At 72.9% G+C, this 25,777-nt stretch carries 20 protein-coding genes; 8 read left to right on the top strand and 12 right to left on the bottom strand.

Annotated features, from left to right (window positions below; translation table 11 throughout):
• From ACFV61_RS22735 to ACFV61_RS22720, 4 genes are all read right to left on the bottom strand, one after another.
• The coding region (locus ACFV61_RS22735) for a thiamine pyrophosphate-binding protein (protein WP_380493605.1) at nucleotides 1–815 on the bottom strand (815 nt) is incomplete at its 3' end.
• Between the two features lie 258 nt (nucleotides 816–1,073).
• Complete coding sequence (locus ACFV61_RS22730) at nucleotides 1,074–2,294, bottom strand: MFS transporter (protein WP_063346545.1); 1,221 nt, start codon at nucleotides 2,292–2,294, stop codon at nucleotides 1,074–1,076.
• Between the two features lie 77 nt (nucleotides 2,295–2,371).
• Nucleotides 2,372–2,851 (bottom strand): Rrf2 family transcriptional regulator, encoded by a 480-nt coding sequence (locus tag ACFV61_RS22725; protein ID WP_063346544.1) that lies wholly within the window; start codon nucleotides 2,849–2,851, stop codon nucleotides 2,372–2,374.
• Between the two features lie 134 nt (nucleotides 2,852–2,985).
• The gene (locus tag ACFV61_RS22720; protein WP_380493603.1) at nucleotides 2,986–3,972 is read right to left on the bottom strand and encodes an NADPH:quinone reductase; all 987 of its coding nucleotides are present in this window, start codon (nucleotides 3,970–3,972) and stop codon (nucleotides 2,986–2,988) included.
• A gap of 273 nt (nucleotides 3,973–4,245) precedes the next feature.
• Between ACFV61_RS22720 and ACFV61_RS22715 the strand changes: the two genes are divergently transcribed.
• A complete protein-coding gene (locus ACFV61_RS22715; RefSeq protein ID WP_380428475.1) occupies nucleotides 4,246–5,475 on the top strand; it encodes an IS701 family transposase in 1,230 nt (409 codons plus the stop codon).
• Nucleotides 5,476–5,503: 28 nt separating this feature from the next.
• Here ACFV61_RS22715 and ACFV61_RS22710 read toward each other — a convergent pair whose 3' ends face one another.
• Nucleotides 5,504–7,432 carry a helix-turn-helix domain-containing protein gene (locus ACFV61_RS22710; RefSeq protein ID WP_380375359.1) on the bottom strand — a complete coding sequence of 643 codons (1,929 nt, stop codon included), beginning with the start codon at nucleotides 7,430–7,432 and terminating at the stop codon, nucleotides 5,504–5,506.
• A 262-nt stretch (nucleotides 7,433–7,694) separates the two neighbouring features.
• On the opposite strand from ACFV61_RS22710, the gene ACFV61_RS22705 reads away from it, so the two are divergent.
• From ACFV61_RS22705 to ACFV61_RS22680, 6 genes are all read left to right on the top strand, one after another.
• Entirely contained in the window at nucleotides 7,695–8,444 is a 750-nt protein-coding gene (locus tag ACFV61_RS22705) for a 50S ribosomal protein L11 methyltransferase (protein WP_380340452.1), read from the top strand.
• A gap of 496 nt (nucleotides 8,445–8,940) precedes the next feature.
• The gene (locus ACFV61_RS22700) at nucleotides 8,941–10,113 is read left to right on the top strand and encodes a 3-deoxy-7-phosphoheptulonate synthase (RefSeq protein ID WP_363376889.1); all 1,173 of its coding nucleotides are present in this window, start codon (nucleotides 8,941–8,943) and stop codon (nucleotides 10,111–10,113) included.
• A 98-nt stretch (nucleotides 10,114–10,211) separates the two neighbouring features.
• Nucleotides 10,212–10,982 (top strand): 2,3-dihydro-2,3-dihydroxybenzoate dehydrogenase, encoded by a 771-nt coding sequence (locus ACFV61_RS22695; protein WP_063346540.1) that lies wholly within the window; start codon nucleotides 10,212–10,214, stop codon nucleotides 10,980–10,982.
• Nucleotides 10,983–11,024: 42 nt separating this feature from the next.
• Complete coding sequence (locus ACFV61_RS22690; RefSeq protein WP_063346539.1) at nucleotides 11,025–11,654, top strand: isochorismatase family protein; 630 nt, start codon at nucleotides 11,025–11,027, stop codon at nucleotides 11,652–11,654.
• Complete coding sequence (locus ACFV61_RS22685; RefSeq protein WP_380493601.1) at nucleotides 11,651–13,618, top strand: anthranilate synthase family protein; 1,968 nt, start codon at nucleotides 11,651–11,653, stop codon at nucleotides 13,616–13,618. Before ACFV61_RS22690 ends, ACFV61_RS22685 begins: the two co-directional genes overlap by 4 nt.
• A gap of 35 nt (nucleotides 13,619–13,653) precedes the next feature.
• A complete protein-coding gene (locus ACFV61_RS22680) occupies nucleotides 13,654–14,511 on the top strand; it encodes an arylamine N-acetyltransferase (RefSeq protein WP_380493600.1) in 858 nt (285 codons plus the stop codon).
• Between the two features lie 76 nt (nucleotides 14,512–14,587).
• Here ACFV61_RS22680 and ACFV61_RS22675 read toward each other — a convergent pair whose 3' ends face one another.
• The 7 genes from ACFV61_RS22675 to ACFV61_RS22645 form a co-directional block, all read right to left on the bottom strand.
• Nucleotides 14,588–16,156 carry a class I adenylate-forming enzyme family protein gene (locus ACFV61_RS22675; protein WP_380340442.1) on the bottom strand — a complete coding sequence of 523 codons (1,569 nt, stop codon included), beginning with the start codon at nucleotides 16,154–16,156 and terminating at the stop codon, nucleotides 14,588–14,590.
• A gap of 58 nt (nucleotides 16,157–16,214) precedes the next feature.
• Nucleotides 16,215–17,684, bottom strand: coding sequence for an adenylosuccinate lyase family protein (locus tag ACFV61_RS22670; protein WP_380493598.1), 1,470 nt, complete (start codon nucleotides 17,682–17,684; stop codon nucleotides 16,215–16,217).
• Nucleotides 17,681–19,672: an FAD/NAD(P)-binding protein gene (locus ACFV61_RS22665; RefSeq protein ID WP_380493596.1), complete on the bottom strand. Its 1,992-nt coding sequence runs from the start codon at nucleotides 19,670–19,672 to the stop codon at nucleotides 17,681–17,683. Before ACFV61_RS22665 ends, ACFV61_RS22670 begins: the two co-directional genes overlap by 4 nt.
• 73 nt (nucleotides 19,673–19,745) lie before the next feature.
• Entirely contained in the window at nucleotides 19,746–21,317 is a 1,572-nt protein-coding gene (locus ACFV61_RS22660) for a class I adenylate-forming enzyme family protein (RefSeq protein WP_167745846.1), read from the bottom strand.
• A 228-nt stretch (nucleotides 21,318–21,545) separates the two neighbouring features.
• A complete protein-coding gene (locus tag ACFV61_RS22655; protein WP_063346534.1) occupies nucleotides 21,546–22,091 on the bottom strand; it encodes an SRPBCC family protein in 546 nt (181 codons plus the stop codon).
• 157 nt (nucleotides 22,092–22,248) lie between these two features.
• Entirely contained in the window at nucleotides 22,249–22,650 is a 402-nt protein-coding gene (locus ACFV61_RS22650; protein WP_244293282.1) for a GNAT family N-acetyltransferase, read from the bottom strand.
• Nucleotides 22,651–22,800: 150 nt separating this feature from the next.
• Nucleotides 22,801–23,214 (bottom strand): Fur family transcriptional regulator, encoded by a 414-nt coding sequence (locus ACFV61_RS22645; protein ID WP_380483857.1) that lies wholly within the window; start codon nucleotides 23,212–23,214, stop codon nucleotides 22,801–22,803.
• 200 nt (nucleotides 23,215–23,414) lie between these two features.
• On the opposite strand from ACFV61_RS22645, the gene katG reads away from it, so the two are divergent.
• Nucleotides 23,415–25,649 carry a catalase/peroxidase HPI gene (gene katG / locus ACFV61_RS22640; RefSeq protein ID WP_380493594.1) on the top strand — a complete coding sequence of 745 codons (2,235 nt, stop codon included), beginning with the start codon at nucleotides 23,415–23,417 and terminating at the stop codon, nucleotides 25,647–25,649.
• Nucleotides 25,650–25,777 lie beyond the last annotated feature (128 nt).

Genomic DNA, 25,777 nt, shown 5'->3' with positions numbered 1-25,777 from the left:
ATCAGGGTGGTGACCACGGGGGCGCCGGTCAGTTCGGCGAGGATCCGCAGCTCGGTGGTGGCCTGTGCCTTGATCACGCCGCCGCCGACGTACAGGACCGGGCGCTTGGCGCCCACCAGCATCTTCGCGGCCTCGCGGATCTGCTTGGCGTGCGGCTTGGTGACCGGGCGGTAGCCGGGCAGCGAGGGCTCGATCTGCCGATGCCTTGTCAGGCCCTGGAGGGCGTCCTTGGTGATGTCGACGAGGACGGGGCCGGGGCGGCCGGTGGCGGCGATGTGGAAGGCCTCGGCGATCACCCGGGGGATTTCGTCGGGGTCGGTGACCAGGTAGTTGTGCTTGGTGATCGGCATGGTGATGCCGCAGATGTCCGCCTCCTGGAAGGCGTCCCTTCCGATCAGGGTCGAGGGGACCTGGCCGGTGATCGCGACGATCGGCACCGAGTCCATGTAGGCGTCGGCGATCGGGGTTACCAGGTTGGTCGCGCCCGGGCCGGAGGTGGCCATGCAGACCCCGACTCGGCCGGTGGCCTGGGCGTATCCGGTGGCGGCGTGGCCGGCGCCCTGCTCGTGGCGGACCAGGATGTGGCGCACCTTGGCCGAGTCCATCAGTGGGTCGTACGCGGGAAGGATGGCCCCGCCCGGGATGCCGAAGACGGTGTCCACTCCGACCTCTTCGAGTGTACGGATCAATGCCTGGGCGCCGGTCGTCCCGGACTCCGCGGGCGTGGTCCGTGCGTCGGGGGTGACCGGCGCGGGGGTCGATTCGGTGGTCTCGGCGCTGTGGGTGGTCACGGGGGACTCGCTCAACTGGGTCATCTGGCAATCTCTCGGTTTCGTCGACGTGGTGGTCCCGCGGGGAGTGCGGGGTGGTGTCCGTGGCCGGGGCCGCTGCGGTGCGCGGCGCCGTTGGGCGGCCAGGGACGTGTCGGGGAAACCGGGGCAGCAGGGTCTGTCTCCGCGCCGGTCGTCGGTCGTCGCGTGCTGAGGGGTGTTTCAGCGCTCGGTGCGACGCCGCACCGTCAGGAAGCGGTGGCCGGAAGGGAGTTGACCGGCCCGCAGGAGGTGTCTCGCGCCTCAGCCTTTGTTCGTGGGCGAGTGGCGGGTGAAGAGCAGGAAGATCAGGGCGATGGCGGCGATGGCCGCGCCCAGGCCGTACACGGTCGCGGCGCCGGCGCCGAGGGTGGAGCCGCCGATGATGGTGCCGAGGCCGATGCCGAGGTAGATGGAGGAGGAGTTGAGGGAGACCACCAGCGGGGCCTCCTGAGGGGCGACCTCGATCAGGCGGTGCTGCTGCGGGGGTGTCTGGCACCAACTGCTGGCGCCCCAGAGGAGGACCAGCAGGCCGACGACGGGCTTGAGGTCGGAGTCGGAGGCGGCGAGCCAGGCGAGGGCCCCGAGGGCGACGACCATGGCGGTGTAGCCGATGATCAGGACCTTGGTGGAGCCCCAGCGGTCGGTGGTGTAGCCCGCAGCGAGGTTGCCGATGACGGCGCCGAGGCCGTACAGGAAGAGCATCCACAGGATGGAACTCTCGGGCACCTTGACGGCTTCCAGCATGGGCACGCTGTAGGCGTACGCGGTGTAGCTGGCGCCCATGCCGAGGATGGTGAGCGGCAGGACGGCGAGGACGGCCGGCCGGCGCAGGACGGCGAGGCGGGTGCGTAGCGGCACCCGGACGTTGCCGGGGAGCCACGGCATGATCAGGCGCAGTATCACGGCGACGAGCAGGCAGAGTCCGGCGACGAGACCGAGGGCGGTGCGCCAGCCCAGCCAGTGGCTGGCGGCGTTGCCGAGCGGCACGCCGAGTGCGGTGGCGATGGTGAGGCCGCCGATGACCACGGCGAGGGCGCGGGCCCGCAGTTCGGGGCGGACGAGGGAGGCGCTGACGGCTCCGGCGTTGGGGGTGTAGGCGGCGGCGCCGGCGGCGGCGATGATGCGGCTGATGATCAGCACGGCCATGTTGGGGGCCAGTGCCGAGCCGAGGTTGGCGATGCCGAGCGTGAACAGTGCGGTGATCAGCAGGGTTCGGCGGGGAAGCCGGGCGAGGAGGGTGGCCAGGATGGGGGAGAGGACGGCGTAGGCGGCGGCGAAGACGGTGATCGACTGACCGGCCGTGGCCGAGGAGACGTGCAGGTCCTTGGCCATGGAGGGGAGGAAGCCGGCCACGACGAAGGCGTCCGTGCCGACGGCGAATGTGCCTAAGGCGAGGACGAGGGTGGAGGACAGGCCGCCCTGGGGTGGTGAGCCGGGTTCGGCCGGAGCTTTCCGGTCGGCCGGAATCGAGACACTGGACATCCAGATTCTCCTTGCGGGTCGGTGCGTGTGCTGTGGTGTCGCCGCGCGGTGAGGCGGCCGGACCGTCGGGCGTGCGGTCAGCCGGTCATGCGGGCGTAGTGGCGTCGGGTGCGGTCGGCGGCCCCGCCCGGCGCGGCGGCCATGAGGTCGGCCACCGTCTGCCCGGCGAGTTCGCGGCGCCAGGCCAGTTCGGCCTTGCGCATCGCGGTGGCGATCCCGCACGGCTGTCGGAACTCCCGTGCGATGGCGCCACCGCCGTCCGCACGCTGGCGGATCTCGGTGCAGCGGAACACGTCGTCGGGGCCCTCGATGGCGGTGACCACGTCCATCAAGGTGATCTTCTCCGGCCGTCGGCCCAGCCGGAAGCCGCCCTTGGAGCCCGGCGTCGAGCTCAGGATGCCGGCCCGGACCAGCGCCTGTAGGCGCTTGGTCAGGTAGGCCGGCGGCAGGTCGAACCAGGCCGCCAGCCGTGCTGTCGGAACCGGTTGGTCACTGTCGAGCCATGCCAGGGTGAGGCAGCAGTGCAGGCCCCACTCGACTCCTTCACCCATTCGCATAACCAGGACAATACACGTCCAGGTTCTGTGTCGCAGGCCGGACGTGCCGGAGGCCCGGAATATGTCAAGTCGCGGCCCGACGAGGGCGTTGCGGCCCTGCCGGACCTCCGGTACAACGGTTGGCAGGCGTCCGGTCAGGCCTGCGAATCGGGCCTGAGGACCACCCTTCTGCCGTGCAGCTCGCCGCGTTCCATTCGGCCGTGGACCTCGGCGGCGGCGCTCAGCGGAAGGGTCTCGACCGCCAGGGGGCGCAGCCGTCCGGCCGCGAGCGAGCGGTTGATGGCGACGGCGGCCTCGGCCAGTTCGGTGCTGGTCGCATGCGAGATCACGAAGCCGGCGATCGAGCAGTCCTTCATGTAGAGCGGCCCGACCGGGAGGATCGGCCGCGAGCGGGCGCCGGCCAGCAGGACGATCCGTCCGCGCGGGGCGAGCAGGTCGACGGCGGTGGCCAGGTCGTTCTCCCCGGACGTGTCGAGGTGGAGGTCGACGCCGCCGGGGCAGGCCTGGGCGAGCCGTTCGGCGAGGTCCGGATCGCGGTAGTCCAGGGCCTCGGCCGCACCCAGGGCGAGGCACTGTTCCAGGTCGCGGGCGGAGGCGGTGGCGATGACCCTGGCCCCGGCGTCGACGGCGAGGGTGACCAGCGCGGAGCCGACGTTCCCGGCCGCGCCGGCCACCAGGACGGTCTCACCGGCCCGCAGGCGGCCGTGCGTGAACAGGCCGAGGTAGGCGGTCGCGGCCGGATGGACGACGGCGACGGCCTCCTCGGGGAGGACGCCCTCAGGGAGGTGGTAGAGGCGGTCGGCGGGGACGACGACCTGCTCGGAGGCGGCGCCCTGGCGCCCGCCGTGGCCGAGGCTGTTGGTCCACACCCGGTCGCCGACGGCGAAGCCGGGGGCGGCCGGCCCGGCCGCGGCCACGGTGCCGACCAGGTCGCGGCCGATCACGAACGGGAACTCGACCGGGGTGCGGAAGAGGCCGGAGCGGACGAAGGTGTCCACCGGGTTGACGGTGGTGGCCGTGACGTCGACCAGGATGTCGGTCGGCCCGGGACGGAGGGAGGGAAGTTCGCCGTAGCGGATGTTCTCGGGCGGCCCGAGGGCCTCGATGAAGGCTGCTCGCATGCTCGGAGAGTCTTCCACCGGTCGGCGCCGGGGTGCCGCACGGAAGTCGTTTGTTCGTCAACTCGCGCGCGGTCGGCCCGCCCCTGATGGCCCCGGCACACCCCGCCGGGCGGCTCCGGGGGCGATCGCGCCTGCCCGCGCGCGCTGTCCGGTGGTCCGGCCATAGGCCGCGCGTGCAGCCGTGTGTCCGGTGCACCTGGGCCCGGCCCGAGCCCTCTGCATACCGTCGACCCATCTGAAGATGCGTCTGCCATGTAGAGGTTGGGGATCTCGATGAGCGACTTCGCCCTGCACATCAGGGACACGCGAACGCCCGGGCGCAAGCCGGGCGTCGGCAGTTCCCACGACATCGTCCTCTCGGAGCTGTGCCCGGCGCTGTTCGCGTCGCTGCCCCGGGCGGACCAGCGCCGCAAGGGCGTGGAGTACCTGCGCGGACTGCTGGGCGCGGAGGGCCGCAAGTCGGTGCGCAACATCGCGCGGCTGATCGGCGGGCAGGCCACGGAGCAGAACCTGCACCACTTCATCAGCAGCTCCACCTGGGAGTGGGACCCGGTGCGCGCCGCGCTGGCGCACTACGTGACGTCCGTCGCGCCGCCGCAGGCCTGGGTGGTGCAGCAGACGGTCATCCCGAAGGCCGGGGAGCACTCGGTGGGCGTGGATCGCCGGTTCATCTCCTCGCTCGGCCAGGTGCTCAACGCGCAGCAGGCGGTGGGCGTCTGGGCGGCGTCCGAGGAGGTGAGCATGCCGGTGAACTGGCGGCTGCACCTGTCCCGGGCGTGGCTGGACGACGTGCCGCGGCGCAGCCAGGCGTCCATCCCGGCGAGTGTGGACACCCGGACGCTGGGCGACTGCTCGGTCGAGGCAGTGCTGGAGCTGACCTCGGACTGGCGGCTGCCCACGCTGCCGGTGGTGATGGACGTCCGGGAGCTGGACGGGATGAAGGCGCTGCGGCGGCTGCGCGCGGCGGGGGTGCCGTTCCTCGTGCGGATCAACAGCACGCTGCCGCTCCGCCCGGCCGAGGGGGCCGGGCACGGCGTGGAGGCGATGCCGGCCCACCGGATCATCGGGGCGTGCCGGGACCGCAGGCGGATGGTGACCTGGACCGACCACGGCCAGGACGCCGGGCTGTGCACCGCGCTGGTCGGTGCCGTCCGGGTGCGGACGGTGACCGGGGCGGCCCGCCCCCTGGGAGTGAACCGCAGGCCGGACGGCCCGGACCGCGACCTGCTGCTGCTCGGCGCGGGCAGCTCCGGCCGGCGCTGGCCGCAGGAGCTGTGGCTGGCCGACATCCCGGACGCCACGCCGGCCCAGCTGTTCCGGCTGAGCCTGCGGATCGGCCGGGTCGAGCGGGACTTCGACGAGATCGCGGACCGCACCGGTATCCGCGACTACACCGGCCGCTCCTTCAACGGCTGGCACCGCCATGTCACCCTCGCCTCGGCCGCACACGCGGTCGTGGCCCTCTCCCACACCGGCGGCCGCTCGCTCCGCCGCGTGAGCTAGGGTCCGTCGTCGAACTCGCGCCCGCGCCCTAGGTTCCTTGGCCGACTCCCGCCGACGGGCCGTCCTTGATGAGGAGGTCGCGGACGCGCGAGAGCCGTAGGGCGAGCTGGACTTCGAGCGCTTGGCCGGGGTCCTGCCAGTCGGGGCCGAGCAGTTCCGCGATGCGTTCCAGGCGGCGGGCGACGGTGTTCGGGTGGACGTGCAGCTTCTGGGCGGCCCGGGTGGGGCTGGCTCCGGTCTCGAAGTAGGCGTCCAGGGTGCGGCCGAGGTCGGTGAACCGCTGCCGGTCGTACTCGAGCACCGGACCGATGACCGAGTCGACGAAGGAGCGGACGTCCCGGTTGTCGGCGAGCAGGACACCGAGGAAGCCCAGCTCGCGGGGGGAGGCCGAGCGGCCGGTGGTGTCGAGGGCGATCATCGCCTCCAGGCAGCGCAGCGCCTCCTGGTGGCAGTGGAAGACCGAGGCGGCGTCCGCGACCGGCCCGGCCGCCGCCACCGTGACCGGTTCGCTGAGCAGCGGGGCGAGTTCGTTCAGGACGGCCCGGGCCGTCGCGCCGGCGTCGGTGCCGGGCAGCAGCAGCACGGCGTTGCCGCCGTGCCCGACCCGCAGCCCGTTCAGTCGCTGGGCCAGGCCCGTGGCCAGGGCGCAGGCCCGGCCGACCGCTCGGGCCTCGGGGCGGACGACCACCACCACGTGCGGCGTGGCCAGGTTGATGCCGAGCCGGCGGGCGCGCTCCTCCAACTGCTGCGGCGGGCGCTGGGCGCTGGTGAGCAGGTCCTCCAGCAGCTCGCCGTGGGCGCGGCCCTGCGCGACGGTGGTGTCGCCGGTGCGCAGCAGCTGCACCGCCACCGCCTGGGCGGCCAGGTGCAGCAGTTCGTCGATGCCGGCCGCGGGGAGGTCCTCGGGGCGGAACACCAGGGTGCCGAGTATCTCGCCTCCGGCGGTGACCGGGGCCGCCCAGAGGCCGTCCGCGGTGTGGACCGGGCGTTTGGCGGCGTGCACATCCGCGGCGGCGGGGCCGGTCTCGGGCATCCGGCCGGTGGTGGTCAGGACGGTGCCGTCCGCGGCGTGGATCCGCAGCGCGCCACCCAGGTTCCGGCTCACGGCTTCGGCGAGGCCGTGCAGTTCGCAGTCGGTCAGCGCCCGTTCGATCAGCTCGTGATGGATGCGCCGGTGCTCGCTGAGCTCCCGCAGCGACTCGGTGGTGCGTCCGTGCTCCTCGCGCAGGGTCTGCACGGTGGCCTTGGCGTCGTCGAGGACGAGGGTGCGCTGGACGGCCAGGCCGGCGAGCTCGCCGAGCAGGTTCGCGGTGGAGATCTCCTCCGGGGTGTAGTGCCGCACATTGCGGTCGGCGACGTAGAGCGCGCCGAAGGGGTGCGGGCCGTAGCTCAGCGGGACGGCCATGATCGCGCGCAGCCCCTCGGTCCGGACCACCTCGTCGATGTCGGTGCTGTGCTGGATCCGGTTGTCGTCGAGGTAGTCCGGGGTCCAGACCGGCGCGAGGTTGGCGACGGCGGCGTGGCCGAGTCCGGAGCCGCCGGTCAGCTGGAGGCCGACGTTGAGGGTGGAGGTGTGGCCGTCCGACGCCCGGATGTAGGACAGGCCGTCCTCCGGTCCGGGGAAGCTGACGTACGCCATGTCCGCGCCGAGGAGCAGACGCGAGCGCCGGGTGACGGCCTTGAGCACCCCGTCGAGGGTGTCGGGGACGAGGAGGTCCCGGGCGGTGTCGAGCAGCGCGGACAGGCCCGCTTCGCGTTGCTGGCGCCCGCGGCGCTGGGCGCAGATGTCCAGTCCGAGCCGGACGGCCCGCTCGAGTGCGGCCGTCTCGGCCTCGGGGGCGCCGCCACAGGCGGCTTCGGCGAGCAGTGACTCGATGCGCGCCGGTGGTGCCTCCGCCACCAGCAAGGTCAGTACGGTCAGCGCGTCAGGCCGCTTCCGGACCCCCTGTTGGGCCATCTCTTATCCCCCACCCGTACATACCAGCCGTTTTGCCTGGCACATGCCAGGTGCTGCAACGTGTTTATCATGTCACTTTGGGTGGGGCTCGGATGATTCCACGGTGTGGACGGTGGAGAGGGCACCGCCGAGTGGTCCCCGATGTGTTGCCGGGTCACCTTCCCGCCGCCCGTGCCGGTTGAGGAGGATGAAGCGGTGGCCACCAGGGAGGTGGTCCGGGCGACAACGCCCAGCTGGCGCGGTGGGAGCACAGGCGGACGGCATGAACGCGCTACAGGACTACCGCCGTTCGCTGGAACGAAGCAGGGCCGCGCTGGAGCACGCGCACCGGCCCGCGACCTTCCGGCTCTGCGGCCGTGAATGGGACCTGCTGCCAGGGATTTTCGCCCCGGTCTACTCGCCCACCACCGAGATCTCCATGCGCCTGCTCGGCCTGGACGACCCGCGGGCCGCCGGGCGCTCCGGCTCGCTGCTGGAGATCGGCTGCGGCACCGGCGTCATCGCGGTGGCCGCAGCACTGGCCGGGCATGCCCGGGTGGTGGCCGGCGACATCAACGAGGCCGCCGTCCGCAACACCGAGATGAACGCCCACCGGCACGGCGTCGCCGACCGCGTCCACAGCGTGCACAGCGACCTGTTCGCCGCGCTCGCGCCCGAGGAGCGCTTCGACACCGTCTTCTGGCACTCCAACTACGTGCTCGCGCCGGAGGACTACCGCTACCGGACGATGCACGAGCGCGGCTACGTCGACCCGGGCTACGCCGCCCACCGCCGCTTCCTCGTCGAGGCTCCGGGCCGGCTGGCTCCGGGCGGCTCGGTGCTGCTGCACTTCAGCGAGCGCGGCGACCTGACGGTGCTGCGCCGGATCGCCGAGGAATGCGGGCGCACCCTGCGGGTGGTGCGCGGCGGCGTCTTCCCGGAGGGTGAGCAGGAGGTCGAGCACATGTTGATCGAGGTGGCCGTGGCGCGTGGCCGGGCCGCCCGCGAGACGGCACCCGGTACCGGCTTCTGACGTCCGGGTCCGGCGACCCGACCTGCCACGCCGGCTTCGGCATGTGCCACGAGGCGCCGGCGCACGGTGGTCCGCCCACCCCCGGGGTAGGCCTGGGCCACCAGGGTCCGGCCGTGCCGTACGGCGTCCGGGCGGGTCGCGCGCCCGAGCCGTTCCATGGCCGGATCTCGCCGGTCCGCCACCTCGGGACGGACCTCTTCGAGGGTCCGCCGTCACCGTTCTTCGTCGTCCCCGGGCGACATCTGACGGAGTGTGCCGCCACCTGATGGAGTATCCGCCACCTGACGAAGTGCGGGGGCGGGCGTTGGCGACACCTGGCGGCACGCCACAAGATCTGGAAGAGCCTCAGCCGTTCGGCGGCCGGCGGACCGCTGCCGGACCGGGACCCGGGCCGCGGGCCCGCCGGTCCTCCCCGACCCGTGCCATCCACAGCCTCGCCACGACGCCCTTCCGTGCGCGCCGCCGAGCCGGCGCACCTTCGCCCTGGGAGACACCCATGGTCACCGCCCTGTCCGCGCTCCTGTCCCGGCCCGCACTCCATCAGCCCGACTGGGCCGACCACGAGCACCTTCCCGACATCAAGGACCGGCTGGCCGGTCTGCCGCCGCTGGTCGGCCCGGCCGACGTCCGGCGGCTGCGCTCCGTGCTCGCCGAGGTCGCGGCCGGGCGGGCCCAGGTCGTACAGATCGGCGACTGCGCCGAGGACCCGGCGGAGTGCACCGCGGGCGACGTCGCCCGCAAGACCGGGCTGCTGGACGTCCTGGCCGGCATCGTCACGATGGCCACCCACCGGCCGGTGGTCCGGGTCGGCCGGATGGCCGGCCAGTTCGCCAAGCCCCGCTCCAAACCGACCGAGTTCGTCGGCGGCCTGGAGATCCCGGTCTTCCGCGGCCACCTGGTCAACAGCCCCGAACCCGACCCGGAGCTGCGCCGCCCCGACCCGCGGCGGCTGCTCGACTGCTACTGGGCGGCGGCCGAGGCGATGACCCACCTCGGCTGGCCGGATCCGGACCGCCGCTCGCCGCTCAGCCCGCCGGTGTGGACCAGCCACGAGGCGCTGCTGCTCGACTACGAAGTTCCGATGATCCGTCAGATCAGTTACACCGAAAGCCTCCTGACGTCCACGCACTGGCCGTGGATCGGCGAGCGGACCCGCGACGTGGCCGGCGCCCACGTCGCGATGCTCGCGTCCGTGGCCAACCCGGTCGCGTGCAAGGTGGGCCCCGGCATGGCGCCCGAGGAACTGCTGGAGCTGTGCGCGCGGCTCGACCCGCGCCGCGAGCCCGGACGGCTGACCCTGATCGCCCGGATGGGCGCCGAGGTCGTCGCCGACCGGCTGCCCGCGCTGGTCAGGGCCGTCCGGGAGGCCGGCCACCCGGTCATCTGGCTCACCGACCCGATGCACGGCAACACCGTCACCACGCCCGGTGGGCTGAAGACCCGCTTCGTGGAGACCGTCGTCCGGGAGATCCAGCACTTCCAGTACGCCGTCCGCTCCGAGGGCGGCGTGGCCGGCGGCCTGCACCTGGAGACCACGCCCGACGACGTCACCGAGTGCGCCCACGACGCCTCCGGGATGGCGCACGTCGGCGACAAGTACACCAGCTTCTGCGATCCCCGGCTCAACCCCGGCCAGGCCATCACCGTGGTCTCCGCCTGGGAGGGCTGACCCGCCGCGCCCGGAACGGCGCCACGCACCGCCACACCGAGAGAGCAACCGAGAGAGCAACGGGCCGGCCGCGCGCCGGCCCCGAGGGAGGTCCGGCAGTGACGAACACGATCGCCCTGGTCACCGGGGCAGCAGGCGGCATCGGCGCGGCCGTGGTCCGCGCCCTGGCCGAACAGGGCACCGCGGTGGCCGCGGCGGACCGCGACGAGGAGGGCCTGCGCAAGACCGTGGCCGCCCTCGCCGAGGAGGGCCTGCGGGTCGAGGCCTACCCGGTGGACGTCAGCGACCACCGCGCCGTCGACCTGCTCGTCGACCAGGTGGAGCGCGAACTCGGGCCGGTGGACCAACTGGTCAACGCCGCCGGGGTGCTGCGCCTCGGCGAGGTCCGGGACTTCTCCGTCGAGGACTGGACGGCCACCTTCGCGGTCAACGTCAACGGCGTCTTCCACGTTTCCCGCGCGGTGGTCGACCGGATGATCCCGCGCGGGCGCGGCGCCATCGTCACCGTCGCCTCCAACGCCGCCCGCACCCCGCGCACCGAGATGGCCGCCTACGCCGCCTCCAAGGCCGCCGCGACGATGTTCACCAAGAGCCTCGGCCTGGAGGTCGCCAGGTACGGCATCCGCTGCAACCTCGTCGCCCCCGGATCCACCGACACCCCGATGCTCACCTCGATGTGGCACGACGAATCCGGCCCGCAGGGCACCCTGCACGGTCGCGCGGACGCCTTCCGGGTCGGCATCCCGCTCAACAAGCTGGCCAGCCCCGCCGACATCGCCGCCGCCGTGCTCTTCCTGCTCTCCGACGCGGCCGGCCACATCACCCTGCACGACCTCACCGTCGACGGCGGCGCCGGCCTCGGCGCCTGACCGGCTCGCCCAACTCACCACTCCCCCAGGAGAGTCCACCGCATGGCAGGCATTCCGACCATCGAGCCCTATCCGATGCCGACCGCGGGCGAGCTGCCCGACAACACCGTGTCGTGGACCGTCCGCCCGGACCGCGCGGTGCTGCTCGTGCACGACATGCAGCGCTACTTCCTGCGCCCCTTCCCGGCGGACGAGGCACCCGGCCGGGAGCTGCTGCACAACGCCGCCCTGCTGCGCCGCCAGGCCGCCGAGCTCGGCGTGCCGGTCGCCTACACCGCCCAGCCGGGCGGCATGACCACCGAACAGCGCGGGCTGCTGCTGGACTTCTGGGGCCCCGGGATGCGGATGGACCCGGTCGACCGCGAGGTCGTCGAGTCGCTCGCCCCGGCCCCCGGCGACTGGCTGCTCACCAAGTGGCGCTACAGCGCCTTCTTCCGCTCCGACCTGCTCCAGCGGATGCGCGAGGAGGGCCGCGACCAGCTGATCCTGTGCGGCGTGTACGCCCACGTGGGCGTACTGATGACGGCCGTCGACGCCTTCACCAACGACATCCGGCCGTTCCTGGTCGCCGACGCCGTCGCGGACTTCTCCGCCGCCCACCACCGGCTCGCCCTGGAGTACGCCGCCGCGCGCTGCGCGATGCTGATCACCGCCAAGGAGACCTTCGCATGACCGACCGGACGACGGACCGGGCAAGCGAGCCGACGACGGACCGGACGAGCGACCGGGCAAGCGAGCGGACGACGGACCGGACGACCGAGGAACTGCTGCGCCGGGTGCTCGCGGAGCGGCCGCCCGCCTTCGCCCTCCTGCACCGGCCCGAGACCACCGGCCCGGGCACGCTGGACGTCCTGTTCGGCGAGGTCGCCACCGCGCACACGCTGGACGGTGTCCCGCTGGGCCCCGAGCCCGGCCGCCCGGGCCCGGAGGTCCTGGTCCTGGTCCCGTACCGGCAGATCGCCGAGCGCGGCTTCGAGGCCCAGGACGACGGTGCCCCGCTGCTCGCCATGACGGTGACCGAGCACGCCACCGTCGACCTCGACGAAGCGCTGGCGCTGATCCCGGACCGGCCCACCGAGCTGACCGGCGCCCGCTTCGACCTCGGCGACGAGGAGTACGCCGACATCGTCCGCCGGGTGGTCGCCGAGGAGATCGGGCAGGGCGTCGGCGCCAACTTCGTCGTCCGCCGCACCTTCCTGGCCGAGATCAGCGACTACACCCTGCACGCCGCGCTGGCCTTCTTCCGCCGGCTGACCGAGCGCGAGGCGGGCGCCTACTGGATCTTCGTCGTGCACACCGGGGAGCGGACCTTCGTCGGCGCCAGCCCCGAGCGGCACATCAGCCTGGCCGACGGCGTCGCCGTGATGAACCCGATCAGCGGCACCTACCGCTACCCGGCCTCCGGCCCCACCCTGGCCGGCGTGATGGACTTCCTCGCCGACCGCAAGGAGGCCGACGAGCTCTACATGGTGGTCGACGAGGAGCTCAAGATGATGGCCCGGATCTGCGAGGGCGGCGGCCGGGTGGTCGGCCCGTACCTCAAGGAGATGGCCCGGCTCGCGCACACCGAGTACCTCATCGAGGGCCGGACCGACCGCGACCCGCGCGAGATCCTCCGCGAGACGATGTTCGCCCCGACCGTCACCGGCAGCCCGCTGGAGAGCGCCGCCCGGGTCATCCGCCGTTACGAGCCCGCCGGGCGCGGCTACTACAGCGGCGTGGCCGCGCTGATCGGCCGGGACGAGCACGGCGGGCGCACGATGGACTCCGCGATCCTGATCCGCACCGCCGACATCGACACCGCCGGCCGGATCCGGATCGGAGTCGGCGCCACCCTGGTGCGCCACTCCGACCCGGCCTCCGAGGTCGCCGAGACCAGGGCCAAGGCGGCCGGGCTGCTGGCCGCGCTGGAAGCCGGAGGCCCGCGCACCTTCGCCGGCCACCCCCGGGTACTGGCCGCGCTGGAGCGGCGCAACACCGGCATCTCGGACTTCTGGCTGGCCGAGGACGCGGACCGCGCCCGGCGGCTCGCCGAATTCGCCGGGCGCCGGGTGCTCGTGATCGACGCCGAGGACACCTTCACCGCCATGATCGGCCACCAACTCCAGTCGCTGGGGCTTGAGGTGACGATCAGTCGATTCGACGAGCAGTACGCCTTCGACGGCTTCGACCTGGTCGTGATGGGCCCGGGGCCGGGCGACCCGCGGCAGGCCGACCACCCCAAGATCGCCTGTCTGCGCTCCGCGGTGGCCGAGTTGCTCGCCCGGCGGCGCCCGTTCGTCGCGGTCTGTCTCAGTCACCAGGTGCTGTCCACCCTGCTCGGCCTGCCGCTGCGCCGCCGGGACGTCCCCAACCAGGGCGTCCAACGCGAGATCGACCTGTTCGGCGCTCGCGAGCGGGTGGGCTTCTACAACACCTTCGCCGCCATCAGCCCGCACGACACGGTCGACGTGGACGGCGTCGGCACCGTCGAGGCCGCCCGCGACCGGGAGACCGGCGAGGTGCACGCCCTGCGCGGCCCGCACTTCGCGTCCATGCAGTTCCACGCCGAGTCGGTGCTCACCCAGGACGGCCCCCGGATCGTCGGTGGCCTGATCGCCGAGGTCCTCCGTGCCGGGGCGATCCTTGCCGGGTAGTCTCCGGGAGAGCGCACGGGAGAGGGGCCGACAGGATGGGCGATGACCGCGCCACCGGCGAATGGGGAGCGGAACTGCTCGACGTCGGGGCCTACCTGGCCCGCACCGGCGTCCCCGGCCCGCTGCCCCCCGAGCCCGGGACGCTGCGCCGGCTGCACCGCGCCCACCTGCTGGCCCTCCCGTTCGAGAACCTCGACATCCCGCTCGGCCGCGGCGTCCCGCTCGACCTGGACCGCGTCCAGGCCAAGCTGGTCGCCGGCGGCCGCGGCGGCTACTGCTTCGAACAGAACCTGCTCTTCGCCGCAGTGCTGGAACGCCTGGGCTTCCAGGTCACCAGGCTCGCCGCCCGAGCCCTGCTGAACGCCGGCCGACCGCTGCCACGCACCCACCTGGTGCTGCTGGTGACGGTCGGCCAGGCGCGTTTCCTCGCCGACGTCGGCTTCGGCGACAAGGGGCCGCTGGAGCCGCTGCCGCTGACCGACGGCGCCCTGGCCGAGCCCGACGGCTGGACTCACCGGCTCCGCCGGGTCGGCTCGGAGCCGGACTGCTGGGTGCTCGAACTCCTTTGCCCCGACGGGTGGTTGCCGCTCTACCGGTTCGAGACGGGCCTGCCGCTGCACCAGGTCGACTGCGTGGTGATGAACCACTACACCTCCACCCACGAGCGCTCCCCGTTCACCGGCCGGGCCTATCTGTCCAGGATCACGCCGCAGCGCCGGCTCTCCCTCGACGGCCGGCGGCTGGTCGTCGGCCGCGCCGACGGCACGACGGAGGCTGCGGAGCTCACCGACGAGCGGTACGCCGCCGTCCTCGCGGAGGACTTCGGTGTCCGGCTCGGGCCCGGGGACCTGCGGTCCGTCCTGCGGAGCCTGCCGGCCATCGGCCCCTCCTGACACGCGTCGGCCCCTCCTGAAAAGCGTCGGCCCCGGCGGGTCTCACGACACCGCCGGGGCCGACGCCTTCGTCGGCTCAGGCCTCCTCGGCCGTGGCCAGCTCCCTGGCCAGCTCCAGCCGCTTCACCTTGGTCGTGGCGGTGTGCGGCAGCTCGTCCAGCCGGCGCTGCACCGGCGGGGCCAGTGTGGGCAGGCCGGCCACCGCGCGGTTCCAGCGGGCGAGGTCGAGCGGCTGGTCGTCCCGGGTGCAGACCACGGGCACCGGGGCCTTGTCCCCGCCGGGCACGATGATCACCTCCAGCAGCTCGGGCAGCCGGGTGAACAGCTTGTCCTCCAGGTCCAGGGTGCTGTTGATCCCCGGGATCTCGTCGACCTCGCGGTCCAGCAGGTGTAGGCAGCCCCACCGGGTGCGGTAGCCGAGGTCGCCCATCCGCCACCAGCCGTCCCGCGAGAACTGGCCCTCGAAGCGCTCCCGCTCGCCGAAGTAGGTGACGATCTGCCCGCCGCTGCGCACCTCGATGTGGCCGGGGGAGTTCTTGGTCACCGGCCGGCCGTCCCGGCTGACCACCCGGACCTCGGTCATCCCGGGGAAGGTCCGCCCGACGCAGCGGCCGTCGGCGCCGCTGCGGCGGTGCCGGGTGTAGGTGCGGGCGGCGATGGCGCCGGTCTCGCTCTGCCCGTACGTCTGGGCGAAGAACGGCAGGCTGCGCTCGGACGCGCCCAGCAGGGTGTCGACCGTGCGGGGGTGGATGGCGTCGAAGGTGTTGCTGAAGCAGCGGACCTTGGCCAGCGGCTTCGCCGGGTGGTCCGCCAGGACCTCCCAGCTCAGCAGGGTGTTGGGGTGGGACTCGATCACCCCCGGGGGGATCCGGGCGAACAGCTTCGCGACGTGCTCCGGCTCGTCGTCCCGCAGGATGATCATGGGGTGGCCGCGCAGCGCGAACAGCGCGGCTCCGCTGATCATCCGCGAGTGGGCGAAGGAGACGTGTACGGCGATCGGCTCGTGCCGCCCGACCGGGGCGAGCAGCACCGACTGCGGGCGGCAGCGGGCCTGGATCGTGATGCCGGTCTGGACGGCGAGCTTGGGCAGGCCGGTGGTGCCCGAGGTGTGGGTGATCAGGGCCGGCTGGTCCTGCGGCATGATCACGGGTGCCACCCGCTCGACCCCGGCCAGCCCGGCCAGCGCGGTCGCGCCCGGGAACTCCCCGGTGGCCACCAGCACCCGCTCGGTCAGGTCGAACACCTCGGACGGGAGTTCCTGCTCCAGCTTCGCCGCGTCGGTGAGCAGCGTCGGCCGGGACAGCCGCCCCAGCAGGCGGGCGACGGTGGTGCCGTCCAGCTTCGGGGACAGCAGCACCGGTACCCCGCCGACCCGGGCGACGCTGTAGGCGAGCAGGGAGATGTCGAAGCTGTCCGACTTGTGGATCACCACGTGCGAGCCGGGGCGGACCTGGGAAGCCCACAGTCGGGCGGCGAAGTCGTCGACCAGATCGGCGAGTTCGGTCAGGGTGACCCGCCGGCCCAGCTCCGGGGCGATGTCGAGGTCGTGGTCGAGGTAGACCGGGCTCGCCGGGTGACGGGCGGCCGCGCGGTCGAAGACCGTGCCCAGTCGGATGCCTCGGTTGCCGACGCGTTGCAGGAACATGCTCCTCTTCCCCTTCGGTTGGTCGCAGATCGCTCGGGAGTCCGGCGCCGGGCCGGCCTCACGGCTCGCGCAGGGCCCGGTCGACGAGGGGGCCGGCCGCCCCGGTGTACGAGGTCGGATCGCACAGCCGGGAGAGCTCGGCCCTGCCGAACATGCCGTCGAGAGCAGGCAGTTCGGCGAGCACCTGCTCCAGTGGCCGCCCATCGCGGTCGGCCTCGCCGGAGGCCTCGGTGAGCAGCTGCTTGGCCGTCGCCTTGCCGAGCCGGGGCGCCAGGACGGCGACGATCCGTTCCGAGACGATCTGACTACCCGTCAGTTCCAGGTTGGTGCGCATCCGTTCGGGCCGGACCTCCAGCCCCTCGGCGAGCTCCACCGCAGTGTGCGCGGCGCCCCCGGTCAGCCGCAGCGCCTCGCGCAGCAGCTGCCACTCGGCGTGCCAGGCGCCCCCCGAGCGCTCGTCCTCGGCCAGCAGGCACTGGGTGAGCCCGGTGGCGATCACCGGCACCTGCAGCGCGGCGCTGCGGATCAGGGTGGCCAGCACCGGGTTGCGCTTGTGCGGCATCGCGGAGGAGCTGCCGCGCCCGGCCGCGGTGGGCTCGGCCACCTCGCCGACCTCCGTCCTGGTCAGCGACTGCACGTCGATCGCGATCTTGCCGAGGGCGCCGGCGGTGAAGGCCAGCGCGCCCGCGAGGTCGGCGATCGGGGTGCGCAGCGCGTGCCAGGGCAGCACCGGGCGGGCCAGCCCGGTCTCGGCGGCGAAGGCGGTGAGCAGCCGGTCCAGGTAGTCGCCCGGGTCGGGCGCCGCCCCGTTCGCGGCCGCGCCGTCGATCCGGGCGTATTCCAGGTACCCGGCGAGGGTGCCGGCGGCGCCGCCGAGCGAGACCGGCAGACCGTGCTCGGCGACGTGCCCGAGCCGCTGCTCGGCGTCCAGGACGAGCCGGCGCCAGCCGGCCGCCTTGAGGCCGAAGGTGGTCGGTACGGCCTGCAGGGCGAGCGTGCGGCCGGGGAGGACGGTGTCCCGGTGCCGTTCGGCGAGGACGGCCAGGGCCCGCGCGGTGCGGGTGAGGTCGGCGCGGATGATCCGCAGGGCCTGGGCGGCCACCAGCATCGCGCCGGTGTCCAGGACGTCCTGGCTGGTGGAGCCGCGGTGGACGTACTCGGCGGCGGCCCGGTCCTCGGCCGCCACCACCCCGGTCAGCGCCCGGACCAGCCCGACCACCGGGTTGGCGGTCTCCCGGGACTCGACCGCGAGGGCCCGCAGGTCCAGCAGCTCGGCGCGGGCCAGGCGGGTGATGGTGTCGGCGGCGGTCTTCGGCAGGGTGCCCAGCCCGGCCTGGGCCCGGGCCAGCGCCGCCTCGGCGTCCAGCATGGCCTGCAGCCAGGCCCGGTCGCAGACGGCGGCCTCGACGGGCGTCCCGGCGCGGACCGGCGAGAGCAGCCCGGAGTCGGTCAGGATGCCGGCCGCGTCGTGCGCGTCGTGCGGGTCGCCGGGTCCGTGCGGGGCGACCGGCTCGTCCGGGTCGGTCATATCAGCACTCCGGTCAGGTCGGTGACGGCCGCGTCCGGCCGGACCCCGAAGGGCAGCTGGGTGGTGGGCGGCAGGGCGAGCAGCGAGCGGGCGATCGCGTCCGAGTCGCCGAGCGTCACCGAGTCCACGCCGGGCCGGATTCCGGCCGCCGTCACCCAGTGCACCGACTCGGTCGGCACCCCGTAGGCGTAGCGCCGCGGGTGCGCGCGGCCCCGGGTGTCCAGCAGCCGGTACGGCCGTTTGGTGACGGCCAGGCCGCCGGTCTCGTAGTCGGTGCCGCCCGTGCCCGGGATCCGGTACGCGGTGGCCTGCTCGGTGCTCAGCAGGTGCTGCAGCAGCGGGTCGGTGGTGCGGCGCAGGTCGGGTTCGGGCAGCCGGGCCTCGATCAGCACGGTGGCGCGCACCGGCGGCTGGGGCACCGCCCGGGAGGTGAGCACGTAGGCGGCCGCCTCGGTGTCGATCCGGATCTCGGTGCCCGGGCCGGTGAGTTCGACCACCCCGGCCTCGATCAGGGCGATCAGCTCCTCGATCCGGGAGACCGGCGGGCCGATCGACAGGAAGGCGTTGAGCGGGGTGTACCAGCCCTCCAGGTCGTCCCGGTGCGAGTTCCCCTCCAGCCCGCCGTGGTCCACCGCGAGGCGGATCTCGTTGCGCAGGTCGCGCAGGATGTCCAGGGCGGTCTTGAGCGGGCCGCTGAGGTTGCCGGCGCGGGCCGCCTCGACGTCCCCGGCCAGGTACCCGAGCAGCCAGTCGCGGAAGTCCTCCGGCCCGGTGAACTCCCGGTCCCCGTAAGGGCGGAAGAGCCGCTCCCAGTCCCATCGCTCCGACTCGGGGATGCCGTGCTCGTCGAGCAGGGCCGCGAAGCCGCCGCCGTGGTCGACCGTCAGGTACCGCTGGACGAAGGGCTCCCGCTCGGCGCCGCGGCCCTTCGCTTCGAGCAGCGTGCCGTAGTAGACGCTCTCCACCTCGCGCGCGATCAGCGGCCACAGATCGGTGCGGAACTGCACCGGCTCGCCGGCCGCGGACTGCTCGCGCAGCCCGGCGATGTACTCGGCGGTCAGCAACCGGGGGAAGTAACGGCCGTACGCGCCCTTCTCGTTCTCGCCGCGGGCGTGGTACGGGATGCCGCGGCGCGAAGTGGCGAACAGTTTCGGCTCCCGGCCCGACGGCCGGTACACCAGCCGTCCGTCCACGCGGACGAAGGCGCCGCCCCGGCCGACCGTGAACAGGGCCATGTGGTCGAAGAAGTTCAGCCCGAGTCCGCGCAACAGGACGTGCTGGCCCGGCAGGATGCCGCTCAGGTCGAGGTCCGCCGGGTTGGCCGGGGTGATGTAGGTGAGGTGGTGGATCCGGGACAGGCTCGCCGTCCGCTCCTCGTGCGGGGTCGGCCGGGCCGCGACGTGGCCCTGGGCGAGCACGATGGCGTCCAGGCGGTTGAGCCGGCTGCCGTTCTCCAGGCGGATGCCCTGCGGGCCGCCGGGGACACCGTGGGTGTCCGCCATCGCCACCGCCCGCGAGCGGTGCACCTGGACGGTGACGTGCGCGGGCGCGCCGTCCACCACCCGGCGGAAGCTCGCGTTCAGGTAGCGCCCGTAGAACGCCCGGGTGGGGTAGCTGTCGGCCTGCAGGGCACGGGCCTCGGCCACGCACTCCTCGTCCTGCCCGGAGGCCGCGCCGGCCTCGGCGACCTCCACCGCCCACTCCCACAGGCTCGGACCGGGCTCGATCGGGCCGTCGATCCGGGAGCTGTCGTCGGTGTACACGGTGATCTGCGAGGCCACGGTGTTCATCAGCAGGTGCCGTGACTGGTCCTGGCGCCAGACGGCGCCGGCGCCGGGCGCGGCCGGGTCGACCATGTGCACCGTGATGGAGCCGTGCGAGGGCGCTGCGCGCTCGTTGGCGCAGAGCCGTTCCAGAACGGACAGGCCGCGCGGGCCGGCCCCGATGACGCAGACCTCCAGTGCCGCCTTGCTGCCCACTGTGCTCATGCGCCCGCCTCGCTTCGCTCGGCAGGGGCATGCGCCCACGCGCACCTCTCGATGACGAGCTCGCTTCGCTCACTCACGGCTTCACGTCCTCCACGTCTTCCACGTCCACCCGGGTGCCCTGCGGGGCTTCGGCGAGCAGCAGGCGGGCGAGCTCCAGGCGCTTGATCTTGGTGGTGGCGGTCCTCGGCAGCTCCTCCAGCCGCCGGTGGACCGGCTCGGCCATCGGCGGCAGCGACGCCGCGGCGCGCCGCCAGGCCGCCAGGTCCAGTGGTTCGTCGTCCTTGGTGCACACCACCGGCACGGCCCTGCCGTCCGGGCCGGGGATGATGATGACCTCGGCGAGGCCGGGCAGCTGGCCGAACAGGGTGTCCTCGGCCGCGAGGGTGCTGCCGAAGCCCTCGATCAGGTCGACCTCGCGGTCCAGCAGGTGCACGCAGCCCCACTTGGTGCGGTAGCCGACGTCGCCCATCCGCCACCAGCCGTCCGCCGACACCTGGGCGTCGTAGCGGTCCTGCTCGCCGAGATAGGTGACGATGCGTCCGTCGCTGCGCACCTCGATGAAGCCCGGGTTCCGCTCGGACGGCGGGTTGCCGTTCCGGCTGACCACCCGGACGTCGGTCATCCCGGGGAACGGCATGCCGACGCAGCGGCCGTCGTCGTCCAGGGTGCGGCGCCGGGTGAAGCCGCGGACGATGGCCGGGCCGATCTCGCTCTGCCCGTACAGCTGGCCGAAGAGCGGCGAGCGGCGCCGGGTGGCGCGCAGCAACCGGTGCACGGTCCGCGGGTGGATCGCGTCGAAGGTGCTGCTGAACAGCTTGACGTTGGACAGTGGGCCGCGCGGGTCCTGCGCCAACTCCTCCCACTCCATGAAGGAGTTGGGGTGCGCCTCCAGGATGCCCGGCTTCAGCCGCGCGAACAGGTCGCCGACGTGCTTCGGGTCCGACTCGCGCAGCACGACCAGCGGGAAGCCGCGGTAGAGCGAGATCGCCAGCGCGGTGATCAGCCGGGAGTGGACGAAGGAGACGTGGATGGCGATGGTCTCCCGGCCCGGGATCAGCGGGGCGATGACGGAGGCCTGCGGGCGGTAGCGGGACTGCAGGCTGAACCCGGTGTGCACGGCCAGCTTGGGCGTCCCGGTGGTGCCCGAGGTGTGGGTGATCAGGGTCGGGTGGTCGGCCGGCATGATGACGGGTTTGACCCTCTCCACCCCGGCCAGCGCCCGCAGTTCGACGGCGTCCTGGTACGAGCCGGAGGTCAGCACCACCCGGTCGGCGAGGTCGAAGACCGTCTCGGGCAGCACGTTCTCCAGCTTCTCCTGGTCGGTCACCAGGAACGGCCGGTCGGTGCGGCGGACCAGCTCGGCGACCGTCGCGCCGTCCAGAGCCGGCGACAGCAGGACCGGGACGGCCCCGATCCGCGCCGCCGCGCACGCGAGCAGCGTGATGTCGAAGCCGTCGGCCTTGTACACCACCACCCGCCGGCTCGGCCGCACCCCCGCCGCCCAGAGCCGGGAGGCCAGGTCGTCCACCAGGTCCGACACCTCGGCGACAGTCGCCCTGCGGCCCAACTCCGGTGCCGCGTCGAGGTCGTGGTCGAGGATGAGGACGTTCGCGCCGTGTCTGGCCGCGGCGCGTTCGAAGAGCATCCCGAGCTGAATTCCCCGGTTTCCGATACGTTGAAGAAGCACCTGTACGCCTCCCGGGCCGTGGCTGTGCGCCGTCGGCGCCTGACGTGAATGGAATGGACACCACCCGCGGTGAAAGGGACACCGTCCGAGGTGAATTGGCGTGCCCGGGCGTCCGAATGGCCGCGTGCCCGGGCACGAGCCCGGGAATTCCGGGCGAATCGCGGAAAGGCCGGATACCGCCCGGCGTCACGCCTCTTCGATGACGGCCTTGATGCGCTGCAGGGAGGCGGCCAGATCGCCGGAGATCTTGTCGCCCCACTCCGCGAAGAAGCGCTGCTTCTCGGCCGCGTCCATCTCCGCGGTGATGCCCTTGATGCCCTGGGTGGCCGAGTCCATACGGAAGTGGTGGGTCAGCAGGCTGCCGCCGCCCTCGGCTGCTTCGATGTCGAAGCCCCAGATGCTCTCCTGCTTCTGGCCGTCCGAGTTGTGTATCGCCCACCGGAAGGTCCGGCCCGGCTCCGCGGTGACCACCTCGGACTGGGTCGTCCACCGGCCGCGGACCACCGGCGCCCAGGCGACGATGTCGTCGCCGCGGAGGTTGTCGCCGCGGAACACGGACCCGACGGCGGCCGGCTCGCCGACCGTCCATTCACCGCCCAGGCATTCCGGGCTCCATTCGCCGCTGCGCGGCAGGTCGCTGATCACCGCGTAGACCTCGATCGGTGTCGCGGAAATGCGAATGTCGGCGTCGGCGGAGAATATCGGCTGCTTCTCGTTGATGGTTTCGCCCATGCCGGGGATCGTCCCAGCCCGGCCCCGGAGGGGGTCAAGGGCAGGCCGGCGGGTCCGTCAACTCCGTGATTCCGTGTCAACTCCGGCCCGGGGCCGCGGCGAACGGCCGCGAACCGGCCGGCATCGCGGGCCGTGAACCGGCCGTCCCCTCGAACCGTTACGAACCGGCCCGGATCTCGCGGGCGAAGTGCAGGGCGACGATCGACATCCGGGCCGTGTGATAAAACCGGTGCGCGCCGTGGTTGGTCACCCCCGAGTCGAGCTCGATCCGGGCGCACCCCGTCCGCCGGGCCCGCTCCTCCAGCTCCGCCATCAGCCGCCCGCCGACCCCCGCCGACCGCACCGCGCGGTCGGTCACCAGGTCGTCGACGAACAGCAGCCGGCCGCGGCTGGTCGCCAGCACCCGGTGGGTCGCCACCCCGACGCACCGCCCGCGACCGTCGTACGCGGCGGTGAAGACCAGCCCCTGCGCGTGCGCCTCGGCGGCGAAGGCGGCGAACCCCTCGGCGGTCAGGGCCGGCCTCAACTGCCGTATCAGCGGCCCGACATCGGTCGCCATGGCGGCGTTTCCCGGTATGACGTCAACCATCGTCAGTTCCATCCCTCGATCTTCGCAGGGAATGCCGGTCCTCGGTCCGGGCGGGACGGCGAGTTCTGGCCCGTGGTCAGCCCGTGGTCAGCCCGTGGTCAGCCCGTGGTCAGGCGGTGGTCAGCCCGCGCAGGTCGGGCAGAGGCCGCGGTAGGTGACGGCGGCGTCGGTGACGGTGAAGCCGAAGCGCTGGTCGGCGGGGAGGGCGGTGAGGGGGTCGTCGGTGGGGTGGACGTCGCGGATGGTGCCGCAGTGGGTGCAGACGAGGTGCTGGTGCGGATGGTGGGCGTTGGGGTCGTAGCGCTTGGCCCGGCCGTCGGTGGAGACCTCGATGACCTCACCGAGGGTGACCAGTTCGCCGAGGGTGTTGTAGACGGTGGCCCGGGAGATCTCGGGCAGGCGTTCGGCGGCTCGGGCGTGGACCTCGTCGGCGGTGAGGTGAACGTGCTCGCCGTCCAGGACCTCCGCCACGACACGCCGCTGGGAGGTGAGGCGCCAGCCGCGTCCGCGCAGTCGTTCCAGCAGGTCACTCATATCGGTTCACCTATTCAGGTCAATGGGAGGACCGGATTTTACCAAGTGATTGCGGCTTCTCTCCGGTTCCCGATCGGATATGGGTTTGGTGTCAATCTTGACGTGGATCGTGTCCATCGTAGGATCGGCTCCGGCGATAGCCTGGGTAGCAGGAAGTAGCAGTCAAGACACCGTGATCCGCCTTGTAGGGAAGGATTTCCATGTCTGAGAACCACGATCCCATCGTTACCGAACCCGAGCCGCAGGCGGAGGGCACGGGGGGCTGCCCGGTGGCCCACGGGCGCGCGCCGCACCCCACCCAGGGCGGCGGAAACCGCCAGTGGTGGCCGGAGCGGCTCAATCTGAAGATCCTCGCGAAGAATCCGGCCGTGGCGAATCCGCTCGGCGCGGACTTCGACTACGCCGCGGCGTTCGGATCCCTCGACCTTCCGACCGTGAAGCGGGACATCGAGACGGCCCTCACCACCTCGCACGCGTGGTGGCCGGCCGACTACGGGCACTACGGCCCCTTCATCATCCGGATGGCGTGGCACAGCGCGGGCACCTACCGGATCAGCGACGGCCGCGGCGGCGCCGGCGCCGGGCAGCAGCGCTTCGCCCCGCTGAACAGCTGGCCCGACAACGCCAGCCTGGACAAGGCCCGCCGCCTGCTGTGGCCGGTGAAGAAGAAGTACGGCCGCAACCTCTCCTGGGCCGACCTGATGATCCTGGCCGGGAACGTCGCCCTGGAGTCGATGGGCTTCGAGACCTTCGGCTTCGGCGGCGGCCGCGTGGACGAGTGGGAGCCGGACGAGGACGTCTACTGGGGCCCGGAGACCACCTGGCTCGGCGACGAGCGCTACACCGGCGACCGCCAGCTGGAGCGCCCGCTCGCCGCCGTCCAGATGGGCCTGATCTACGTCAACCCCGAGGGCCCCAACGGCACCCCGGACCCGCTCGCCGCCGCCCGCGACATCCGCGAGACCTTCTACCGGATGGCGATGAACGACGAGGAGACCGTCGCGCTGATCGCCGGCGGCCACACCTTCGGCAAGACCCACGGCGCGGGCCCGGCGGACAACGTCGGCCCCGACCCCGAGGACGCCCCGATCGAGCAGCAGGGCCTCGGCTGGAAGAGCACCTTCCGCACCGGCAAGGGCGGGGACGCGATCACCAGCGGCCTGGAGGGCGCCTGGACGGCCACCCCGGTGACCTGGGACAACAGCTTCTTCGAGACGCTGTTCGGCTACGAGTGGGAGCTGGCCAAGAGCCCGGCCGGCGCCTTCCAGTGGAAGCCGAAGGGCGGCGCCGGAGCGGACTCCGTCCCGGACGCCCACGACCCGTCCAAGCGGCACGCCCCGACGATGCTGACCACCGACCTGTCGCTGCGCCTGGACCCGGTCTACGAGCCGATCTCCCGGCGCTTCCTGGAGCACCCCGAGGAGCTCGCGGACGCCTTCGCCCGCGCCTGGTTCAAGCTGACCCACCGCGACATGGGCCCGGTCGCCCGCTACGTCGGCGCGGAGGTCCCGGCCGAGCAACTGGTGTGGCAGGACCCGCTGCCCGCGGTCGACTACCAGCAGATCGACGCCGCGGACGTCGCCGCCCTGCGGGAGCGGATCGCCGCCTCCGGGCTGTCGGTGTCCGAGCTGGTGTCCACCGCGTGGGCGGCGGCCTCCTCGTTCCGCGGCAGCGACAAGCGCGGCGGCGCCAATGGCGGCCGGATCCGGCTCCAGCCGCAGATCGGCTGGGAGGTCAACGAGCCGGACCGGCTGGCCTCGGTGCTGCGCACCCTGGAGGGCGTGCAGCAGGAGTTCAACGCCCGGTCCGGCGCCAAGCAGGTCTCGCTGGCGGACGTGGTGGTGCTGGCCGGCGGCGTCGGCGTGGAGAAGGCCGCCCGGGCGGCCGGCCGCGACGTGGTGGTGCCGTTCACGCCCGGCCGGGCGGACGCGACGCAGGAGCTCACCGACGTCGACTCCTTCGCGGCGATGGAGCCGGCCTCGGACGGCTTCCGCAACTACGTGGGCAAGGGCAGTCGGCTGGCCGCCGAGTACCTGCTGCTCGACAAGGCGAACCTGCTGACCCTGAGCGCGCCCGAACTGACCGTGCTGGTCGGCGGCCTGCGCGTGCTGGGCGCCAACTACCAGCAGTCCCCGCACGGCGTCCTCACCGGGACCCCCGAGGCCCTGACGAACGACTTCTTCGTCAACCTGCTGGACCTGGGCACGGAGTGGAAGGCCACCTCGGAGGACGGGCACACCTTCGAGGGCCGGGACGCGGCCACCGGCGCGCTCAAGTGGACCGGCACCCGGGCCGACCTGGTCTTCGGCTCCAACTCCGAACTGCGCGCCGTCGCCGAGGTCTACGCGAGCGACGACGCGAAGGAGAAGTTCGTGGCGGACTTCGTCGCGGCCTGGGTCAAGGTGATGAACCTGGACCGGTTCGACGTCGCCTGACCCCGCGACCGCCTGACCCCGCGACCGCCTGACCCCGCGATCGTCCGATCCCGGGTTCCCGGGCGGCCGGGCGGCCGGCGGGGGTTGGCGTCAGCCCGCCATCGGCCCGGAGGTGCACGCCTCCGGGC

It is taken from the genome of Kitasatospora sp. NPDC059817, assembly GCF_042731835.1.
Lineage (GTDB): Bacteria > Actinomycetota > Actinomycetes > Streptomycetales > Streptomycetaceae > Kitasatospora.
Note: the sequence above shows the minus strand (reverse complement) of the source record. Positions and strands in the feature narration are given on the sequence as shown.

Excerpts from the sequence above, each read along its gene's own strand:
- ACFV61_RS22730 (WP_063346545.1), bottom strand. The coding sequence starts at position 2,294 with ATGTCCAGTGTCTCGATTCCGGCCGACCGGAAAGCTCCGGCCGAACCC.
- ACFV61_RS22725 (WP_063346544.1), bottom strand. The coding sequence starts at position 2,851 with ATGCGAATGGGTGAAGGAGTCGAGTGGGGCCTGCACTGCTGCCTCACC.
- ACFV61_RS22720 (WP_380493603.1), bottom strand. The coding sequence starts at position 3,972 with ATGCGAGCAGCCTTCATCGAGGCCCTCGGGCCGCCCGAGAACATCCGC.
- ACFV61_RS22715 (WP_380428475.1), top strand. The coding sequence starts at position 4,246 with ATGAGCGACTTCGCCCTGCACATCAGGGACACGCGAACGCCCGGGCGC.
- ACFV61_RS22710 (WP_380375359.1), bottom strand. The coding sequence starts at position 7,432 with ATGGCCCAACAGGGGGTCCGGAAGCGGCCTGACGCGCTGACCGTACTG.
- ACFV61_RS22705 (WP_380340452.1), top strand. The coding sequence starts at position 7,695 with ATGAACGCGCTACAGGACTACCGCCGTTCGCTGGAACGAAGCAGGGCC.
- ACFV61_RS22700 (WP_363376889.1), top strand. The coding sequence starts at position 8,941 with ATGGTCACCGCCCTGTCCGCGCTCCTGTCCCGGCCCGCACTCCATCAG.
- ACFV61_RS22690 (WP_063346539.1), top strand. The coding sequence starts at position 11,025 with ATGGCAGGCATTCCGACCATCGAGCCCTATCCGATGCCGACCGCGGGC.
- ACFV61_RS22685 (WP_380493601.1), top strand. The coding sequence starts at position 11,651 with ATGACCGACCGGACGACGGACCGGGCAAGCGAGCCGACGACGGACCGG.
- ACFV61_RS22680 (WP_380493600.1), top strand. The coding sequence starts at position 13,654 with ATGGGCGATGACCGCGCCACCGGCGAATGGGGAGCGGAACTGCTCGAC.
- ACFV61_RS22675 (WP_380340442.1), bottom strand. The coding sequence starts at position 16,156 with ATGTTCCTGCAACGCGTCGGCAACCGAGGCATCCGACTGGGCACGGTC.
- ACFV61_RS22670 (WP_380493598.1), bottom strand. The coding sequence starts at position 17,684 with ATGACCGACCCGGACGAGCCGGTCGCCCCGCACGGACCCGGCGACCCG.
- ACFV61_RS22665 (WP_380493596.1), bottom strand. The coding sequence starts at position 19,672 with ATGAGCACAGTGGGCAGCAAGGCGGCACTGGAGGTCTGCGTCATCGGG.
- ACFV61_RS22660 (WP_167745846.1), bottom strand. The coding sequence starts at position 21,317 with ATGCTCTTCGAACGCGCCGCGGCCAGACACGGCGCGAACGTCCTCATC.
- ACFV61_RS22655 (WP_063346534.1), bottom strand. The coding sequence starts at position 22,091 with ATGGGCGAAACCATCAACGAGAAGCAGCCGATATTCTCCGCCGACGCC.
- ACFV61_RS22650 (WP_244293282.1), bottom strand. The coding sequence starts at position 22,650 with ATGGCGACCGATGTCGGGCCGCTGATACGGCAGTTGAGGCCGGCCCTG.
- ACFV61_RS22645 (WP_380483857.1), bottom strand. The coding sequence starts at position 23,214 with ATGAGTGACCTGCTGGAACGACTGCGCGGACGCGGCTGGCGCCTCACC.
- katG (WP_380493594.1), top strand. The coding sequence starts at position 23,415 with ATGTCTGAGAACCACGATCCCATCGTTACCGAACCCGAGCCGCAGGCG.